Source organism: Citrobacter sp. Ct235 (assembly GCF_030332305.1).
Classification (GTDB): Bacteria; Pseudomonadota; Gammaproteobacteria; order Enterobacterales; family Enterobacteriaceae; genus Citrobacter_A; species Citrobacter_A telavivensis.
On record NZ_JAOWIC010000049.1, the window covers coordinates 636161 to 654791 of the forward strand.

Annotated in this window: 14 protein-coding genes and 1 pseudogene; 11 read left to right on the forward strand and 4 right to left on the reverse strand. The window is 49.6% G+C overall.

Translation table 11 applies throughout. The features are described from left to right. Positions 1 to 129: 129 nt before the first annotated feature. From OGY35_RS20200 to OGY35_RS20215, 4 genes and pseudogenes are all read left to right on the forward strand, one after another. The gene (locus OGY35_RS20200; RefSeq protein WP_286633249.1) at positions 130 to 1566 is read left to right on the forward strand and encodes a GGDEF domain-containing protein; all 1437 of its coding nucleotides are present in this window, start codon (positions 130 to 132) and stop codon (positions 1564 to 1566) included. Between the two features lie 75 nt (positions 1567 to 1641). Then, the gene (locus OGY35_RS20205; protein ID WP_286633250.1) at positions 1642 to 2169 is read left to right on the forward strand and encodes a GNAT family N-acetyltransferase; all 528 of its coding nucleotides are present in this window, start codon (positions 1642 to 1644) and stop codon (positions 2167 to 2169) included. A gap of 106 nt (positions 2170 to 2275) precedes the next feature. Next, positions 2276 to 3727 carry a tagaturonate reductase gene (locus OGY35_RS20210; protein WP_286633251.1) on the forward strand — a complete coding sequence of 484 codons (1452 nt, stop codon included), beginning with the start codon at positions 2276 to 2278 and terminating at the stop codon, positions 3725 to 3727. 206 nt (positions 3728 to 3933) lie between these two features. Further along, a pseudogene (locus tag OGY35_RS20215) lies at positions 3934 to 4847 on the forward strand (bestrophin family protein). 70 nt (positions 4848 to 4917) lie between these two features. Here the strand turns inward: OGY35_RS20215 and tam are convergent. Then, the gene (gene tam, locus OGY35_RS20220) at positions 4918 to 5676 is read right to left on the reverse strand and encodes a trans-aconitate 2-methyltransferase (RefSeq protein ID WP_286633714.1); all 759 of its coding nucleotides are present in this window, start codon (positions 5674 to 5676) and stop codon (positions 4918 to 4920) included. Between the two features lie 91 nt (positions 5677 to 5767). On the opposite strand from tam, the gene OGY35_RS20225 reads away from it, so the two are divergent. After that, positions 5768 to 6133 (forward strand): VOC family protein, encoded by a 366-nt coding sequence (locus OGY35_RS20225; RefSeq protein ID WP_286633252.1) that lies wholly within the window; start codon positions 5768 to 5770, stop codon positions 6131 to 6133. A gap of 195 nt (positions 6134 to 6328) precedes the next feature. Here OGY35_RS20225 and OGY35_RS20230 read toward each other — a convergent pair whose 3' ends face one another. Next, positions 6329 to 7582 carry an enolase C-terminal domain-like protein gene (locus OGY35_RS20230; protein ID WP_284554126.1) on the reverse strand — a complete coding sequence of 418 codons (1254 nt, stop codon included), beginning with the start codon at positions 7580 to 7582 and terminating at the stop codon, positions 6329 to 6331. 338 nt (positions 7583 to 7920) lie between these two features. On the opposite strand from OGY35_RS20230, the gene OGY35_RS20235 reads away from it, so the two are divergent. The 4 genes from OGY35_RS20235 to OGY35_RS20250 all read left to right on the forward strand — a co-directional run bounded on the left by OGY35_RS20235 (position 7921) and on the right by OGY35_RS20250 (position 12003). Continuing rightward, positions 7921 to 8688 carry an SDR family oxidoreductase gene (locus tag OGY35_RS20235; protein WP_286633253.1) on the forward strand — a complete coding sequence of 256 codons (768 nt, stop codon included), beginning with the start codon at positions 7921 to 7923 and terminating at the stop codon, positions 8686 to 8688. A gap of 83 nt (positions 8689 to 8771) precedes the next feature. After that, complete coding sequence (locus tag OGY35_RS20240) at positions 8772 to 10133, forward strand: MFS transporter (RefSeq protein WP_178827008.1); 1362 nt, start codon at positions 8772 to 8774, stop codon at positions 10131 to 10133. Continuing rightward, a complete protein-coding gene (idnD, locus tag OGY35_RS20245; RefSeq protein ID WP_286633254.1) occupies positions 10102 to 11193 on the forward strand; it encodes an L-idonate 5-dehydrogenase in 1092 nt (363 codons plus the stop codon). Before OGY35_RS20240 ends, idnD begins: the two co-directional genes overlap by 32 nt. Before the next feature lie 90 nt (positions 11194 to 11283). Beyond that, the gene (locus tag OGY35_RS20250) at positions 11284 to 12003 is read left to right on the forward strand and encodes a FadR/GntR family transcriptional regulator (RefSeq protein WP_286633255.1); all 720 of its coding nucleotides are present in this window, start codon (positions 11284 to 11286) and stop codon (positions 12001 to 12003) included. Positions 12004 to 12117: 114 nt separating this feature from the next. Here the strand turns inward: OGY35_RS20250 and OGY35_RS20255 are convergent, their stop codons facing one another. Continuing rightward, the gene (locus tag OGY35_RS20255) at positions 12118 to 12729 is read right to left on the reverse strand and encodes a DJ-1/PfpI family protein (protein ID WP_286633256.1); all 612 of its coding nucleotides are present in this window, start codon (positions 12727 to 12729) and stop codon (positions 12118 to 12120) included. Positions 12730 to 12949: 220 nt separating this feature from the next. Between OGY35_RS20255 and hipB the strand changes: the two genes are divergently transcribed. Both hipB and OGY35_RS20265 read left to right on the forward strand, forming a co-directional pair. Next, complete coding sequence (gene hipB / locus OGY35_RS20260; protein ID WP_178827000.1) at positions 12950 to 13216, forward strand: type II toxin-antitoxin system antitoxin HipB; 267 nt, start codon at positions 12950 to 12952, stop codon at positions 13214 to 13216. After that, complete coding sequence (locus tag OGY35_RS20265) at positions 13216 to 14535, forward strand: type II toxin-antitoxin system HipA family toxin (protein WP_286633257.1); 1320 nt, start codon at positions 13216 to 13218, stop codon at positions 14533 to 14535. The genes hipB and OGY35_RS20265 overlap by 1 nt, the downstream gene beginning before the upstream one ends. A gap of 378 nt (positions 14536 to 14913) precedes the next feature. Here the strand turns inward: OGY35_RS20265 and OGY35_RS20270 are convergent, their stop codons facing one another. Then, positions 14914 to 18090, reverse strand: a complete 3177-nt coding sequence (locus OGY35_RS20270; protein WP_286633258.1) for an autotransporter outer membrane beta-barrel domain-containing protein — start codon at positions 18088 to 18090, stop codon at positions 14914 to 14916. Between the last annotated feature and the right edge of the window lie 541 nt (positions 18091 to 18631).

Sequence of the window (18631 nt, forward strand, 5' to 3'; positions counted from 1 at the left end):
GGTTAACAAAATAATAGGTTAACGCAGCGGGGGATGACTATCTTTGAGAATAATTCATGCTATTCTCTTAAATAATATAATCATTACCCAGAGATAATTGCCAACGGCAATTATATGGATAGATATTTAATGCACGCACTCCACATTCCGTCTTTCCGGTTGTTTCAGGAAGGCCATCCACTGCGTAACGCCAGCGCTATTTTTGCTTTAACGACACTGTTCTACTTTATTGGTGCGGAACTGCGTCTGGTGCATGAACTTTCTCTGTTCTGGCCGCTAAACGGCGTGATCGCCGGGGTTTTTGCCCGCTATGTCTGGCTTAACAAACTGCATTATTATGCCGTCAGCTACGTTGCGATGTTGGGCTATGATGCAATCACCACCGAGTGGGGTTGGGTGTCGCTTGTCATTAATCTCTCCAACATGGTGTTTATCGTGGTTGTCGCCCAACTGGTGATCCGCGATAAACGACTGGGGAAAAATAAATATGAGCCCATCAGTGCCTTACGCTTATTTAATTACTGTCTGGTAGCGGCGCTGCTCTGCGCAATATTGGGGGCGATGGGGTCCGTTGGCATCGACCGACTTTCATTCTGGCCGCTGGTTGCTGACTGGTTTAGCGAACAATTCTCGACAGGGGTGCTGATTGTGCCCTGTATGCTGACGCTGGGTATTCCCGGTGCGGTCAAACGCTTTAAGCCTGAACAACTGATGCCGGTGGCGGCGTTAATTATCTCGGTACTGGCGTCGGTCATTATTGGCGGTGCCGGAAGCCTGGCTTTTCCGCTGCCGGCGCTGATCTGGTGTGCGGTACGTTATACGCCGCAGGTCACCTGTCTGCTGACCTTTCTTACCGGTGCCGTTGAAATCGTGCTGGTGGCAAATTCGATCATCAATATCGCGGTGGAGTCGCCATTGTCTACGCCGCAGATGTTCTCTGCACGACTGGGAATTGCCACGATGGCGATTTGTCCCATTATGGTTTCAGTCAGCGTAGCGGCGATTAATTCCTTGATGAAGCAGGTTTCCCTGCGCGCCGATTTCGATTTTCTCACCCAGGTCTATTCCCGTTCAGGACTCTATGAAGCGCTGAAGCGCCAGGAATATTCGCGCTCACAGCATATTACCGTCATGCTGCTGGATATCGACTATTTCAAGAGCATTAATGACAACTTCGGCCATGAATGTGGCGATCTGGTGCTGAGCGTGTTTGCCCAGCGTATTCAGCAGATTGTCGGCGATCGGGGACTGGTGGCGCGTATGGGAGGGGAAGAGTTTGTCGTTGTGGTACCTTCAACGCACCCTGAAGAGGGAATGCTTCTGGCGGAAAACATCCGTAAAGCGGTGGCGCAGCAACCCTTCACCTGGAACCAGCAGAACATCTATATGACGGTGAGCATTGGCCTGGGGAACGGCAGCATCGGCCCCCATTCGCTGACGGACGTATTTAACAAATTGATGGTTGAAGCGGATGAGTGCCTCTACCGTTCGAAGAACGAAGGTCGAAATCGTACCAGCGACCGCCAGACCGGCAGTGCAGTCTTTACCGAAAGCGATCTGGCATAACAATATCCTATGTTATTCCCCGTTGTGTTATCACAATGTTAAGTGCATGGTGTTGTCTCAATTTAAGGAGACAACATGCCCCCATCAAAACCCTGTTATGTGCTGGACGCAGGAGCCATCGAGGCAAGAATTGATGAGCTCTGTGACGTCCTGATCGACTGCGTGACGCGCGGCGCGTCGGTCAGTTTTGTTTTACCGTTTGAACCGTCAAAAGCGCGTGCGTTCTGGCATGGCGTCGCGCAAAGCGTGAGTAGAGGAGAGCGCGTCGTTCTTGCGGTCGACAACGCTTCTGGCGTAATGGTCGGTACGGTTCAACTCATTGTCCAGCAACCGGAAAATCAACCTCATCGCGCGGACGTCGCGAAACTTCTCGTTCACTCCAGCGCCCGTCGTCAGGGACTCGCCCGCCAGCTCATGATGGCGCTGGAAGCGAGCGCAGCACAACAGCACAAAACACAGCTGGTGCTGGATACGGCAACGGGAAGCGATGCTGAGTTGTTCTACCACTCTTGTGGCTGGCTCAAAGCGGGTGAGATCCCGAACTATGCGCTGATGCCTGATGGAAAGCTGACCGGCACCACGATTTTCTATAAATCTCTATAAATAGTCGTCATGAATTGATCAAAACAGGGTTTTACTCTCGTAAAGTTTTGCTAACCTGTTCTACCAATTTAATCAGGTTGTATGACTAATCGAAAGGGAACCCATTGTGAAAACACTTAACCGTCGCGATTTTCCCGGTGCTCACTATCCTGAACGCATTATTCAGTTTGGTGAAGGTAACTTCCTTCGCGCCTTTGTTGACTGGCAAGTAGATCTCCTGAATGAACATACCGATCTGAATTCTGGTGTGGTCATTGTTCGACCTATTGAAAGCACATTCCCACCGTCACTCAGTACACAGGATGGCCTTTACACCACAATCATTCGTGGTCTGAATGAACAGGGAGAAGCCGTCAGCGATGCCCGCCTGATTCGTTCAGTGAATCGTGAAATCAGCGTTTACGGTGATTACGATGCGTTCCTGAAACTGGCGCACAATCCTGAGATGCGTTTTGTGTTCTCTAACACCACGGAAGCGGGCATCAGCTATCACGCTGGCGATAAATTTGATGATGCGCCGGCGGTAAGTTATCCGGCGAAACTGACGCGTCTGCTGTTCGAACGCTACAGCCATTTCAACGGCGCGCAGGATAAAGGCTGGGTCATCATCCCTTGCGAACTGATTGATTATAATGGTGATGCGCTGCGTGAACTGGTACTGCGCTATGCGCAGGAGTGGGCGCTGCCTGCGGCATTTATTACCTGGCTGGATCGGGCAAACGTCTTCTGTTCTACGCTGGTGGACCGTATCGTCACCGGTTACCCGCGCGATGAAGCGGTGCAGCTGGAAGCTGACCTTGGCTATCACGATGGTTTCCTCGATACCGCCGAACACTTCTATCTGTTTGTCATTCAGGGGCCGAAATCACTGGCCGCAGAACTGCGTCTCGACAAATATCCGCTTAACGTTTTGATTGTCGACGACATCAAACCGTATAAAGAGCGCAAAGTCGCCATCCTCAACGGTGCGCACACCGCGCTGGTGCCGGTGGCATTCCAGGCCGGACTGGATACGGTCGGCGAGGCGATGAATGACGCAGAGATCTGCGCCTTTGTTGAAAAAGCGATTTATGACGAGATCATCCCGGTTCTCGATCTGCCGCGTGATGAACTGGAATCATTTGCCAGTGCGGTAACCGGACGTTTCCGCAACCCGTACATCAAGCATCAGTTGCTGTCGATTGCGCTAAACGGGATGACCAAATTCCGTACCCGTATTCTCCCGCAGTTACTGGCAGGGCAGAAGGCGAACGGCAAACTGCCGGCTCGTCTGACATTCGCCTTAGCCGCGCTGATTGCGTTCTATCGTGGTGAGCGTAACGGGGAATCTTATCCGGTTCAGGATGATGCGCACTGGCTAACTCGTTTCCAGCAGCTCTGGAGCCAGCATGGCGATCGCCAGATCGGTACTCAGCAACTGGTGAGTAACGTTCTGGCAGTAGAAGCGCACTGGGAGCAAGACCTGACGAAGGTGGCGGGGCTGGTTGAGCAGGTGACGGCCGATCTCGATGCCATTCTGACGAAGGGAATGCGCGAAGCGGTGAAACCGCTGTGCTAATACAGGACCCGGCTAAGGCCGGGTTTCTTATCAGAACCATGTAGTTACAACATACAATGTAGTTAACTAATTATCTCGTCTGTAAGTCCTGCGCTGAAAAGAACCTGTCCAGCATCGCGTAAGTGACAATGTCACTTTTAACTCACTTGAATGTTTGATCCAGATCACGTTTAATGGTCAGATTCGTCTCTTTTCAGAACACCGTCATGATCGTTCGTCCACAACAGCACTGGCTACGCCTGATATTCGTCTGGCATGGTTCCGTGTTAGCAAAAATCTCTTCTCGTTTACTGCTCAATTTCCTGCTGTCTATTGCCGTGATCGTCCTGCTGCCGTGGTATACGATGCTGGGCATCAAATTTACTCTCGCACCGTTTAGCATACTCGGCGTGGCGATCGCTATCTTTTTGGGCTTTCGCAATAACGCCTGTTACTCCCGTTATGTCGAGGCGAGTCAGCTCTGGGGCAACTGATGATCGCTTCCCGTTCGTTGCTGCGGGAGGTCAAAACGGTTTTACCGGATGACCGCGAGTTAGGGCAGTTTGTCCGCCTACAAATCGCCTTTGCTCACTGCCTGCGTATGACGCTGCGGCGCAAACCACAGGCTGGGCCGATAGCGAAGTATCTTAGCGCGGAAGATCTGCAGCGCGTGTTTGCTGCTCACTCTCCGGCAAACCGAATTTTGCTGATGATGGGAGAATGGCTGGCGACGCGTCGACGCGACGGACAGCTATCGGATATCTTATTTCATAGTCTGAACAATCGGTTAAACGACATGTCCGCGGTGCTTGCCGGATGCGAAAGAATTGCCAATACACCCGTGCCGTTTGCCTATACGCTGATCCTCCATCGTACGGTTTATCTGTTTTGCATCATGCTGCCTTTTGCCCTGGTGGTTGACCTGCACTACATGACTCCCTTTATTTCGGTACTCATCTCCTACACTTTTATTTCTCTGGACGCGCTGGCAGAAGAGCTGGAGGATCCATTCGGCACCGAAAATAATGATTTGCCCCTTGATGCCATTTGCAACGCTATCGAAATTGACCTCTTGCAGATGAATGATGAATCGGCCATTCCGCCGAAACGGATGCCGGACAAACACTACCAGTTGACGTAAAGAGTGACAGACCGAAACAGGAAGCAAAACTGGCCGCCAGGAAAGCGGTCAGTACACTGAGAGACTGAGATCAGGACTGGCGACGCGCAACCATAAACAGGCGGGGAAATGCCAGCAGTATCTGGCCATCTTCCTGCAGCGGGTATTGCTCCTGTAGCAGTTGATGATAGCGATTCAGGAATTGTTGCTGTTCGTGTGCATTCAGATCCCGCAACCAGGGGCGCAATCCCGTCGCGCTGACCCAGTCAACGATCGCCTGATGCGAACGCATTTTGTGATAATAGGTCGTGCGCCAGATGTCCACGTCGCATCCCGCCTCGCTCAGAATGTCGTAATACGCGTGAACGCCGGGCAGGGCGTCGCGACCACGATTCGGATAATCCTGTTCATAAGCCACCTCCCGCATCAGCACATGCGAAGGCTCAAGCATGTTATCCGGCATTTGAACGGCCAGAATGCCATTATCTTTAAGCAGGGCGACCAGCCGGGGAAATAACGCATAATGATCGGGGATCCACTGCAGTGAGGCATTTGCGTAAATGACATCGGGTGGCGTAACGGGCTGAAACTGACGAATGTCTGCTTCAACGAAATGACAATTTGGCAAGGCATTTCGCGCCTCATCCAGCATTGCCGGGGAGGTATCCACGCCGGTAATACTCGCGCCAGGCCAGCGCTGTTGCAGTAACGACGTACTGTTACCGGGCCCGCAACCCAAATCCACCACAGAAGAGACATGCTCAAGTTGAATTCTGGCCAGCAGCTCAGCGGCGGGTCTTGAGCGTTCTGCACCGTACTGCATATATAGCGCCGGATTCCAGTCGGACATCATCAATTCTCCTGTGATGGGTTAGCTAAGCGGGCACACCGTATGAACTATACTAGTTTAGTATTGCCCGCCATCGGTAAGGAAATTCCTTATGAATAAACCAGATATCAGAGGTGGTATAGACATCGCGATGAAGGTGCCATCACATCAGTATCAACAGACGATTGATTTTTATCGGAACATTATTGGGCTGCCTGAAATTACCGATAAGCCGCCAGCGGTCGGATTCGAACTCGGACCGAACAAACTCTGGATTGATGAAGCACCGGGACTCAGTCAGGCTGAACTCTGGCTGGAATTATTCACGCCCCATTTCAGTGCCGCAGAAGAATACGCCGAACAATGCGGCGTCGTATGCTGTGATGCAGTAGAGCCGTTACCCGACGGTTTCAACGGCGGCTGGATCATGAATCCGTGCAACATCGTCCATATGCTAAGAGAGCCAGAAGCCTGGTGAGTCAGTCGTACAGGACGTACCACTACGGGAACTGATTCGGGGGCATTGCGGCGGTATGGGCCAGAGACCGTAGCAAATGTATATCTAAACGCTATACATTGAAGAAGGGAGAGTAGATGTCATGCGATGAGCAGAGGTTGAAAGACAGTTAAGACGACCCGGCAATCATCAACCGGGTCATCATTATTTACGGATTTACGGTCTTGAGGCCGTACCGTCAGGCGTACGCGCCATTGTCCAGGACGGGATCCCTCCCTCGCACGGATATTTTGCTGCTTTGGCTTCATCGATATCGATACCCAGCCCCGGCTTATCGTTCAGGTACGCATAACCCTGGTCTATCTCCGGGCAGCCAGGGAAGACATCGCGCAGCGCGTCGTTCATTGGCGTGTACTCCTGAATGCCAAAGTTCGGCGAGCTCAAATCAAGATGCATATTAGCGCTGACCCCGACCGGGGAGATGTCTCCTGGCCCGTGCCATGCAGTACGTACGCCGTTCAGTTCGCTGTAGACGGCGAGTTTCTTCGCTGGCGTAATCCCGCCGATGGTGCTTACGTGGCAGCGAATATAGTCGATCAGTTTGTTATCGATGAGCGGCTTCCACTCATTCACATTCACAAACAGCTCACCCATAGAAATCGGAGTTGAGGACTGCTGGCGCAGCATTTTCAGCCAGTCGATATTTTCCGGTGCGACCGGATCTTCAAGATAAAATAGCTGATACTGTTCGAGCGTTTTTGCCAGATTAACCGCGGTCACCGGCGTCACGCGCTCATGCACATCATGGATAAATTCGATACCAAAGCCGAGTTTGTTACGCAAATGCTCGAACAGGCGCGGAACGCTTTTTGCGTAGGCGTCCGGATCAAAGTAGATACCGGCCGTTTTACTACGCGGTGAACGCTTCGGCTGAATGTTCTTCGCACGCGCCAGCTGCGTGGCGATCAGTTTGAGGTCATCGGTCCCTGCGCCGCCGTACATGCCCATCTGACAGCGAACATACTGGTAACCTTCTTCCATTCTGGCGCGGATGTTATCTTCCACTTCGACTTCATCGCCGCCATCGGTATGGCAGTACAGGGGGATCCCATCGCGACATTTGCCACCCAGCAGGTCGTAAACCGGCATGCCCGCCAGTTTACCCTTGATATCCCACAGCGCCATGTCCACACCGGACAACGCATTGTTCATGACAGGTCCATTGCGCCAGTAACCGCTCACCGCACCCGACTGCCAGATATCTTCAATACGCGTCGGATCTTTACCCATCAGAAAAGGGGCCATGTACTCATCGATCGCGCTTTTTACCGCGAAGATACGTTGGGTAAATGTTGCGCATCCCAGACCATACAGTCCCGGCTCGTTGGTCTCAATCTTAACGACCGCCAGGTCAATTCCGCCGGGCGCCGTTAGAATCGTTTTTACATTGGTAATTTTCAGGTTACTCACTTTCACTCCTCAACTCAGCGTATTTACGGCATGTCATACTGTTAAAAATAACATGACTCTTATTTGTAAGTTGTCCTACAACTTGATGTTGTTATATCACGCTTCCTTTAGCGCGCGATATTGAAAGTGCCATTCTGTGATGATGATCAAATTGCCTGTGACTCTGAATTTTTAATTTCATTTAACTGCATGATTTACAATGATTTGAAGTAATACGAATCGCAACTGTTTGTGATCTTTGTTGCAAATTCATGGGCGGGTTGTTGATTTTATCCAAGTGAAAATTCAACCTTAAATAAGACAGTCGTCATACAAGTTAATCGAGGGAGAAAAACAACATGAGCGCTTTATTTGACTTAACGGGGAAAACGGCACTGGTAACAGGATCTGCGCGTGGGCTGGGGTTTGCCTACGCGGAGGGGCTTGCCGCTGCGGGTGCCCGGGTCATTCTGAATGATATTCGCGATGCACTGCTGGCAGAGTCGGTGGATTCACTGGCAAGCAAAGGCTACGACGCGCACGGGGTGGCGTTTGACGTTACCGATGAACAGGCGATTGAAGCTGCCTTCAGCAAACTGGATGCACAGGGAATCGATGTCGATATCCTGATCAATAACGCTGGCATCCAGTACCGTAAACCGATGGTCGAACTGGAGCTGGAAAACTGGCAGAAGGTTATCGATACCAACCTGACCAGCGCGTTTCTGGTCTCCCGCGCGGCGGCGAAACGGATGATTGCGCGTAACAGTGGCGGCAAAATTATTAATATCGGTTCCCTCACCAGTCAGGCGGCCCGTCCGACCGTTGCCCCGTACACCGCGGCGAAAGGGGGGATCAAAATGCTCACCTGCTCGATGGCAGCCGAATGGGCACAGTTTAATATCCAGACCAATGCCATTGGGCCGGGTTACATTCTGACAGACATGAATACGGCGCTTATCGAGGACAAGCAGTTCGACAGTTGGGTGAAAAGCAGTAACCCCTCTCAGCGTTGGGGCCGTCCGGAAGAGTTAATCGGTACCGCTGTCTTCTTATCCTCTAAAGCATCTGATTACATCAACGGGCAAATTATTTATGTTGATGGTGGCTGGCTCGCCGTACTGTAAGCCGTAAGTACTCTAATGACTCGCCTTTAAAATTCACGGCATGTGTTTATTACTCAGCATGCCGATATAACACAGGTATTATTATGAAGGCTTCAAGATCACGACTCTTTATTCTCACATTGCTGTTTATTGTGACTGCAATTAATTATATGGATCGCGCCAATCTTGCCGTTGCGGGAACGAATATCCAGAATGACTTCAGTCTGACACCCACCCAATTGGGTTTGCTTTTCTCCATGTTTACCTGGGCCTATGCTGCCAGTCAAATTCCTGTCGGCTATGTCCTTGATCGCATCGGTTCACGTATTCTTTACGGTGGCGCGATTATTCTGTGGAGTATTTTTACCTTTATGATGGGATTTGCTTCGCATCATTTATTCGCAACGGCGACGGCGTCATTTGCGATGTTGCTGGCCTGTCGCGCATTAATCGGTGTTGCTGAAGCGCCGTCTTTCCCATCCAATACGAAAATAATCGCCACCTGGTTCCCGGATCATGAACGCGCACGCGCCACCGCGATTTACTCCAGCGCACAATATATCGGGCTGGCCTTACTGACGCCGGCACTCTCCTTCATTGTGGCTAATTACGGTTGGGAGATGTCTTTCTACCTGTCTGGCGGCGCGGGGATTCTGTTCGGTATCTACTGGTTATTGTATTATCGCGATCCGCAACACAGCACCTCAGTGAACCAGGCTGAACTGGACTACATTAAAGCGGGCGGTGGCTATGGTTCAGCCAACCAGTCCACCGTTAGCGAGAAAATCAGCTGGCATGATATTAAATTCTTTCTGAGCAAAAAGACTATCTGGGGACTGTTCATTACTCAGTTTGCCTGCTCGTCCACACTCTATTTTTTCCTGACCTGGTTTATTGTCTACCTGGAGAAAGGGCTGCACCTCTCAATTTCTAAAGCCGGTATTGGTGCCATGCTGCCCTATATTATGGCGATGTTTGGCGTGCTCTGCGGTGGCACTTTAAGCGATATGCTGCTTAAAAAGGGTAAATCCAGAACATTGGCCCGAAAATTACCGGTAATGGCGGGACTGTGTGTCACGATGATTATTGGCCTGGTCAATTTCTTTGAAGACCAACCGGTCATTGCGATTGTGATTCTGTCAATCGCGTTCTTTGCTAATGCTTTTTCCAATCTGGGTTGGGTTGTCTGGAGTGATGTCATTCCGCGTAATTTCCTCGGCACCATGGGGGGATTTTTAAATATTTGCGGTAATCTTTCGGGGATCGTGAGTCCCATTGTCATTGGGGTTATTCTCCAGCGCACACAAAATTTCCAGTATGCCATGTGGTATATCGCAGGCATCGCCGGGCTGGGCTTATTAGCCTACCTTTTCCTGGTCGGAAAAATTGAGGTGATCGTTCCCGAAAAAAAGAATGCCGACACCGTGGATAAGAATGCAATTAATCCGGCAACTGCCAACAAATAATGAGGTCATGATGAAAATGGAAAAAATAACCTGTAACGCTTGCCTGGCCCATGCGGAAAAAGACGTACGTTTTGAATCACGCGAAATAGAACGTGGAGAAAATGACGTTGTCGTGAAAGTGGCCTGTGGCGGCATCTGTGGCTCTGATATTCACTACTACCAACATGGGCGGGCAGGGATGTCGATTCTCAAACACCCCATGGTGATTGGTCATGAGTTTGTCGGCGTGGTCAACAAAGTTCCGGCTGGAAGCAATCTGACTGTCGGTCAGGCGGTTGCGGTGAATCCGTCCAGCCCTTGTAATCAGTGCGAAATGTGCCTTTCCGGCCATCAGAACCTGTGTGGATCGATGCGATTTATGGGCAGTGCGCAGTTCAATCCTCATGTGAATGGCGGTTTTTCTGAATACGTGGTGGTGAAACCGGAGCAATGTGTTCCGTACGATAGCCGCGTTCCTGCGAACGTGATGGCTTTTTCAGAACCGCTGGCGGTCGCTATTCACGCGGTAAAAGTGGCAGGGCAGTTGACCGGAAAACGCGTACTGGTGATAGGCGCGGGTCCCATTGGTTGTCTGATTCTTGCCGCCGCGCGCAGTGCCGGCGCGTCTGAACTGGTGGCCTCCGATCTCAGTCCGCGCTGCCTGGAACTGGCACGTCAGATGGGGGCTACTGCCACGATGGATCCACGAGATGAAGGGCAGGTGGCGCATTATCAGCAACGAAAAGGCTATTTTGACGTTGTGTTTGAGGCCTCTGGCGCACCGGGCGCCGTGGCATCAACCGTGGATTTCACTCGTCCTGCCGGAACCATTGTCCAGGTAGGGATGGGAGCAAGCCCGGTCAGTTGGCCGGTCTCATCCATGCTTGTCAAAGAGATCAACTGGGTAGGTTCATTCCGCTTTATCGGCGAATTCGTGACTGCGGTCCGCTGGCTGGAAGACGGGCGTGTTGATCCTCGTCCTCTCATTAGCGCAGAGTTTCCTCCCCAGCAAATCGAGGATGCCCTGATTACCGCCACCGACAAAAATGTCTCTGCGAAGGTACTCATTCGTTTTGATTAACACTGTGGAGCGCCCGGCCGGGCGCTTTGTTCTTAAAAGTGAATTGTTATACAATGAAAAACCTGAGCGACATCGTAGCGGATACCCACCTTGAGCATAAAATCCATTCAAAAACAAAATGTTGTAAATGAAATTTATGATCAGATAAGCGGCAAACTGCTGGACGGTAGCTGGGCGCCGGGTAGCCGTCTGCCTTCAGAAGCGGAGATGACCGCCTCATTTAACGTCAGCCGGGTCAGCGTTCGCAGCGCGGTTCAGCGCTTTCGCGACCTGGGGATTGTGGTGACACGCCAGGGCAGCGGCAGCTACGTCAGCGAAAACTTCACCCCGCAGATGTTAAGTAACGATCCCCGCCCAATCATGCACCTCAGCCGCGAAGAGTTTCACGATATGATGATTTTCCGTCAGACCGTGGAGTTTAAATGCGTGGAACTCGCCGTCGTACACGCCACTGATGATGACATCCGTGAACTCGGCGACGCGCTGGACAATATGCTGATCAATAAGGGCGACTACAAGAAATACTCGGAAGCGGACTACGCATTTCATCTGGCGATTGTCAGGGCCTCGCACAACAGCGTGTTTTACAACGTAATGTACTCAATTAAAGACATCTATTACTACTACCTTGAAGAGCTTAACCGTGCACTGGGGATCACCCTTGAGAGCGTGGAAGCCCACATCAAAGTGTATATGTCGATTAAGAACCGCGATGCCAGCACGGCCGTAGAAGTCCTCAACGAAGCGATGTCAGACAATATTGTTGCCATCGAAAAAATGAAATCGACAGAGACATCCGGAACGAAGTGACAACCGCCAACGGGTCGCTCACGTAGCGGTGATCTCACCGGATACTATCATCCAGGATGAGGTCCGCCGTGATGTGTATTGCCAGACATGAAACCGATAGCAGCGTGAAAATCGTCAAACTTCGGGGAAAATGCCCGAGGTAAATGCCTCTCTGATCCCCTCAATATTGGCTTCATCGGTGACGTTCAGTGCGGCCAGTACGTTGCAGGTAAAACTGAGAAACCCGCATCCGCTGGCGGTGATCAAATTACCGTCGCGAACCGAAGGTACAGCCTGATATCTCGCCGCCCCGGTGTAGGCTGAACCGGCTCGCTCCTTGAGATAGGCCAGCCCATTGGAGGTATGACTGACGTCATTCAGAAAGCCGTTGGCCCCCATAAAGGCTGACGCATCGCAAATCGCGCCTACTACTTTTTTCCTTGCCAGCGCCTGTTGCACGATGGGGACGACGCGTTTTGCCTCTTCTCCCCACCAGTTCGTGCCTCCGACCAGGATCAGCGCGGCGTAATCTGCCGGCATGGAATCAAACGTGTAATCCGGCAGGCAGCGAAAGCCTCCCAGGGACATCACTGGCCCTTCATCAGGCGCCAAAACCTTAACGTCGTACTGTGGGGCCCAGATCCCGAATCCCCGACGCAATCCAGGCGCCAGTAAGGCGAACTCCCAGTCTGCATATTCTGGAATGAGCAGAAACAGCACTTCATTCGATGTACTCTCTGAGTTCATATGTCCTCCTGTGTCATTACGCAATATTATCGCGGGAGTCGTTGCCTGTGACACACTTTCTTAGCGAATGACATTATCTTCCTTTTATCCGCGATTGCGGATATCTCTTCACTTATCCCGTATAGCGGATAAAATGAGTTTACAGATTGACTTTATCCTCGAGAAGGGATAAAACCGGTAATATCCTCTTACGCGGATAATTTTCCTGTGGACGAATGACATGAAGAGCTTACCGATGATCTACAGCCCAACGCAATTAGCGAATGCAATGAAACTGGTTCGTCAGCAAAATGGCTGGACGCAGAGCGAGCTGGCAAAAAAAATCGGCATAAAGCAGGCAACCATTTCCAATTTCGAAAATAACCCTGACAACACCACATTGATGACCTTTTTTAAAATTTTACAGTCACTTGAGCTCTCAATGACGCTATGCGAAACAAAAGACGCTGCGCCAGAATCGACTGATCAACAGAGTCTGGAGTGGTAATGCCTAAACTCGTAACGTGGATGAATAATCAGCGGGTAGGTGAGTTGACGAAACTGGCTAACGGTGCGCATACATTTAAATATGCGCCGGATTGGTTAGCCAACCGTTACGCCAGGCCATTGTCGCTTTCGCTGCCATTGCAGGTGGGGAATATCACTTCTGATGCCGTGTTTAACTTCTTCGATAACTTGTTGCCTGATAGTCCAATCGTGCGTGACAGGATCGTTAAACGCTATCGCGCAAAATCAAAGCAACCCTTTGATTTATTGTCAGAAGTGGGTCGAGATAGCGTGGGGGCAGTGACGTTGTTACCGGAAAATGAAGCGGTGACAAATCCGGTGATGACATGGGAAAAGTTAAGCGAGGCAAAGCTTGAAGAGGTGTTGTCGGCTTATAAATCAGATATTCCGTTGGGCATGATTAATGAAGAAAATGACTTTCGCATCTCAGTTGCCGGCGCGCAGGAAAAGACCGCGCTGCTCAGAATGGGCAATGACTGGTGCATCCCAAAAGGGATAACGCCAACTACGCATATTATTAAGTTGCCTATTGGCGAAATCAGACAGCCCAATGCGACACTCGATCTTAGCCAAAGCGTTGATAATGAATATTTTTGTCTACTGCTGGCGAAACAACTCGGACTGGATGTTCCCGGAGCCGAAATTATCAACGCGGGAAGGGTGCGTGCGTTAGCGGTCGAGCGCTTTGACAGACGCTGGAATGCTGAACGGTCAGTTTTACTCCGCTTGCCGCAGGAAGATATGTGCCAGACATTCGGTTTACCGTCATCTGTCAAATACGAATCTGACGGAGGACCTGGCATCGCGCAAATCATGGCGTTCTTGATGGGGTCCAGCGAGGCGCTGAAAGATCGCTATGATTTTATGAAGTTTCAGGTGTTCCAGTGGTTGATTGGCGCAACGGATGGCCATGCGAAAAACTTCTCTGTTTTTATTCAGGCCGGCGGCAGTTATCGGCTCACGCCATTTTACGACATTATTTCGGCATTTCCGGTTCTTGGCGGTACGGGAATACATATCAGCGATTTGAAACTGGCAATGGGGCTTAACGCATCCAAAGGCAGAAAAACAGCTATTGATAAAATTTATCCGCGTCATTTTATGGCTACGGCAAAGGCGCTCAAATTTCCGCAAGAGCAGATGCGAGAAATTCTGTGTACGTTTGCAGAGCAGATACCCGCAGCACTGGATAACGTGACTGCCGCATTACCAACAGATTTTCCGGAGAACGTCGCGATGGCAATCAGGGGGAATGTACTTAGGCTGCATGGTCGGTTAAACCGGGAAACAGAGGAATGAACAGAATGCCAGTAAAAGGCCGTAAGACATTTCAACGGTTATGCCCACAGTGTAATGACCAACACTTGGCGCAGCCATGAACGGCTGGATTCCCCCTGAATCTATGCGAGTGCGCATAATGTATATTATGTTAAATGCACCGTAAAACTGACAACCCCGCGCCAAATGCCCCCACCAGCCCGACAAAATGAAAACTTCTGTCGCTAACTCTGAATGTGGGCGCTTTTTATGTCAACCACAAATAAACTGCTGAACCGGTCCTGATTAAGGCACTGTAGTCACCAGATTCTCCTTTCTGGTGACTGCAGTCCTGAAATAACGATTACTCCCTTTTCCGGTTTGCTCCGGTCAGACACAATGTCCCTTCAGGCAAATGGATCAGAAACTGTATTTGATGCCAATAGACGCCTGAGAATCACGGTATCCGTGGTCACCGATTTGCTGGGCCACACTACCCCATACGCTCAGTTTTTTGTTAATGTTGCCTTCAATACCGACTTTAGCTTCTCCGATGTTGCGTGCACCAGCCTGATAATCAGAGACATCATTCATTGTCACGCCGACGTTTTTAGTATTGTGCAGCCAGTTAACCTCAACAAACGGTTGCAGTGCTCGCGTGGTTCCTGCATCTGTTTCACGTTGCTCCTGGCGATAAGCGCGCAAACCTAAACGCGTCGACAAATTCCCGCTATTGCCAGTCACTTTTGTTCCATTCGTTTCATCGTGTTTATCTGCATGGACACCCATCCAGACCACCTGAGCTTTTGGTTGAATCCAGTAACTGACGTTATCGTGCTGGCTCAGATTAAAACTGTATCCAGCTTCAACCGACGCTAACCATCCTTGCGAATCATATTTCTCTTTGGATAATCCATCGCCCTGTACGGAGTTAGTAAACCAGGCATGCTGGACCCAGCTGTCGACATAGAATCCGGATTTATCCTGCTGGTTGGCATACCAGGTACCATACATTCCCAGCGAATAGCCATCTACTCTGTTTTTGGCCTTATACGCACTGTATTTAGCATTCGTATTGCCCTGTGCATAACCATAACCCGCCATGACACCTAAATGAAAACGGTCTAGGCCACTATGGCTCCATTGCGCGATATCCCCGCCGATTTGCACCACGTAACGATTGCTCTGCGTTTTTAGCTGGCCAGACTGAGTTTTACTGCGATTGTGCCCGCCGTCCTGACGCAACCACATGCTGGTCACTTTTCTCTCACCGGTTAAAAAGTCGGTGTACTGTGTTTCACCGAGCCTGTCGTGTAAACGGGAAACGAACATGGTATTTGCCTGCGCAAGGTTTGCGACATAGGCCCCTGCTTCTGGACGTATTACCTTAACGCCCCCACCGCCACTCTCCTCTGTGGGTTGATTCGGACTTTCTGGAATTGCCGGTTCTGACGGTGTGGCGGGAGCCGCTGGATCTGGCGAAGTGACTGGCGTTTCCGGGTCAGTGGGGGTTACAGGTTCCTCCGGTTCTTCATAGACAAAACTGGTTAAATACCAGTTTTTACCCGTTTTAGCGGCGTGATATTCATAAGCGCCGGCAACGACGCGATTTCGGAGAGTGAAAATACCCTCAGATTCTCCAGCGACAGTAATAATCTCAATACCATCCGTCGTTTGAGCACCGCCGCCATTATGGTTATTAACAAACAGACCGGTTGTCCCCGACGTATTCCCCTGCACCACCAGTTTATCCGTCTCAGAATCGTCATCACCTAACGTCGTATTAATGGTGACGTTACCACCACCGCTATAATTGCCATTCACCGTCAATGTTTTAAATCCGCCGCTGTTGCCTGGGGACGAAAACACGACCGAACCGTTATTTGAAAGCGTTGCAACTGTCGAACTATCAGTCACATTCCATTGGCTGGTATCATTCAGGGTCATTGTATCAACATCGGGTGTCCGACCGGTGAATGTGGAGGCATGGTTTAACGTCACGTCTAAAGATCTGTTGGCATTCATTGACTGCGAAATAATATCGCCGAAAATATGCGAATTATCCGCCGTGATATCCACTGCGCCCGATCGCCTTGATGAACTTAAATCTTTGACGTTGATGGCAACACCGGTTTCGCCTCCCGAACGACCAATAATCGTGGAGTCATTCAGGTTCAGGGCTAACGAGCCGCTTTCATTCTGGATGGCATAGCCATCATTGGTTTCAATATGGCTACCGGTTACCTGTAAACTATTAGCATCACTCGTGCTGGCGGTGTTAAAAACAATACCATGGCTGCCGTTACCGGTCATATTCAACAGACTATTATTCAGTTGAACGTCAGCCCCGTTTTGTACCCGCACCCCGACGGAAGTATCGCCATGAATTTGCGCGTTAAGACGGTTCGCATGTAAAATACTCCCTGCCGTTTTTGCCTGGAGCCCCGTTGAGGTATTTCCGTGCGTGGTCAGTTGAACATTATCGAGGTAAACCTGTGACCCCGCAGATTCAGCGTTGACGCCGTAACTCCCTGTACCATAAAGTGTAATGGCGGTATCCGATGCCGTAATTGTGGTGGGAGCAACGTTGTCGCTATTGTTATGATGCGCATACAGGGCGTAACTGTTATCACCAGAGGTAATAATTTCACTGTTGTCCGCAAACAGAATCTGGCTACCATTTCTCATGCTAACAGCGATAGCATTATTACCCAGCGTCTCCATTTTTGTATTGCGAACTTCCGATATTTCCTGACTTTTATCGGCAAATACCGCACTGGTATTGCTACCATGCGTAATAATATGTGAGTCGTTCATCAAAAAATGAGAACGCCCAATTTGCCAGATCGCATAACCTACATTTTCATTTCGCTGTGTTTCGATCGTGACATTATCATAAATACCTTTAGACGCCAGCGTCTGGTTTGGCACCTGGAAATTTGAATCCCAGGAGAGTGCCGAGCCATAACTGACATCACCATGAATATAGGTATTCTGGGCGGTGACCAGCGCGCCATTGCGTGCATTAAAACCGGTCGACTGACCAAGGAACGTGATATCAGAATCAGTGACATGAATGCTTGAACCAATATCCTTCGCATTCAATCCATGCAAATTCGCGATCATCACCGTGTTATGGAAGCGGGCTGTTGCCCCTTCAAGCACTTTTACAATGTAATTAAAGCTCTCTATTCTGGAGTCAGAGATATCGACAAGTGAATTCAGACCCGTTACCTGAATAGCCTGCGTGCGGTCAACGCTAAAACTGGGCTGACTTCTTACATAATTAATCGTTGCCCCGGTAAGAAATATCTTTCCTCCGGAATGCGCAGTAATTGCGGCCGCTCCATCATTTACAGTAAGAGAAACCCCTTCTCCTCTAATCGTTCCCGATTCAGCAGCGATTAACGCAGCAATATCATTCGTTATGTACTGTTCATTAGGCGTTAATGTCACCTCCTGTCCATCCGAAGCCATGACATAGGTGGTAACAACGGCATGAACTTGTGACGATACCAGGGCGCCACTGATGGCCAGTGCAATCGCCGTGATCTGAAAATGCCTTTTATGGCGGTAAAACGCAGATAGTAAGGTCATTTGAATTGATATCCTTATCCATTATAATTCATTCCTGATTTATGAATTTGAATACTATTTACTATAGAATTCACAATACTATTATCTAATCATAAGATTATTTTTAGCTTAATGAATATCAATACCGCAGTCAATAGTTTGCGTTTTAAATATTTAAAAATAAAAGTTATTTTATAACCCAGCAATCACGATAAAACACCAATAAAATCAAATAAATAAAGATATACTGTATTATTAAAATTAATTCAATTGTTATTATTTATATTGATTTTTCCGAATTTTCACGAGAATAATCTTAAAGTGTTGCATGTGTTTTTTTCTACTAAATTGATTAACAATTCATTTTCATAATTAAAATTACACCCTCGCAACACCTGGTCGATTTTCAATATAAATTCTACTATATGAAAAGTAGCCAAATAATGACCGGAAGTCGATTTATCCTCCGTAAAAAATTACATTTAATTAACTCTCAATATCAGACCCATTGCTATATCGGGCTGGCAATGTGCCGCTGAGGGTCTAGTCAGATATTTTCTTT

What these genes read in the sequence shown, in the direction of transcription:
- idnD (WP_286633254.1), top strand. Translation starts at nt 10,102, where the DNA reads ATGCAATTAATCCGGCAACTGCCAACAAATAATGAGGTCATGATGAAA.
- OGY35_RS20235 (WP_286633253.1), top strand. Translation starts at nt 7,921, where the DNA reads ATGAGCGCTTTATTTGACTTAACGGGGAAAACGGCACTGGTAACAGGA.
- OGY35_RS20200 (WP_286633249.1), top strand. Translation starts at nt 130, where the DNA reads ATGCACGCACTCCACATTCCGTCTTTCCGGTTGTTTCAGGAAGGCCAT.
- tam (WP_286633714.1), bottom strand. Translation starts at nt 5,676, where the DNA reads ATGTCCGACTGGAATCCGGCGCTATATATGCAGTACGGTGCAGAACGC.
- OGY35_RS20205 (WP_286633250.1), top strand. Translation starts at nt 1,642, where the DNA reads ATGCCCCCATCAAAACCCTGTTATGTGCTGGACGCAGGAGCCATCGAG.
- hipB (WP_178827000.1), top strand. Translation starts at nt 12,950, where the DNA reads ATGAAGAGCTTACCGATGATCTACAGCCCAACGCAATTAGCGAATGCA.
- OGY35_RS20225 (WP_286633252.1), top strand. Translation starts at nt 5,768, where the DNA reads ATGAATAAACCAGATATCAGAGGTGGTATAGACATCGCGATGAAGGTG.
- OGY35_RS20255 (WP_286633256.1), bottom strand. Translation starts at nt 12,729, where the DNA reads ATGAACTCAGAGAGTACATCGAATGAAGTGCTGTTTCTGCTCATTCCA.
- OGY35_RS20265 (WP_286633257.1), top strand. Translation starts at nt 13,216, where the DNA reads ATGCCTAAACTCGTAACGTGGATGAATAATCAGCGGGTAGGTGAGTTG.
- OGY35_RS20270 (WP_286633258.1), bottom strand. Translation starts at nt 18,090, where the DNA reads ATGACCTTACTATCTGCGTTTTACCGCCATAAAAGGCATTTTCAGATC.
- OGY35_RS20240 (WP_178827008.1), top strand. Translation starts at nt 8,772, where the DNA reads ATGAAGGCTTCAAGATCACGACTCTTTATTCTCACATTGCTGTTTATT.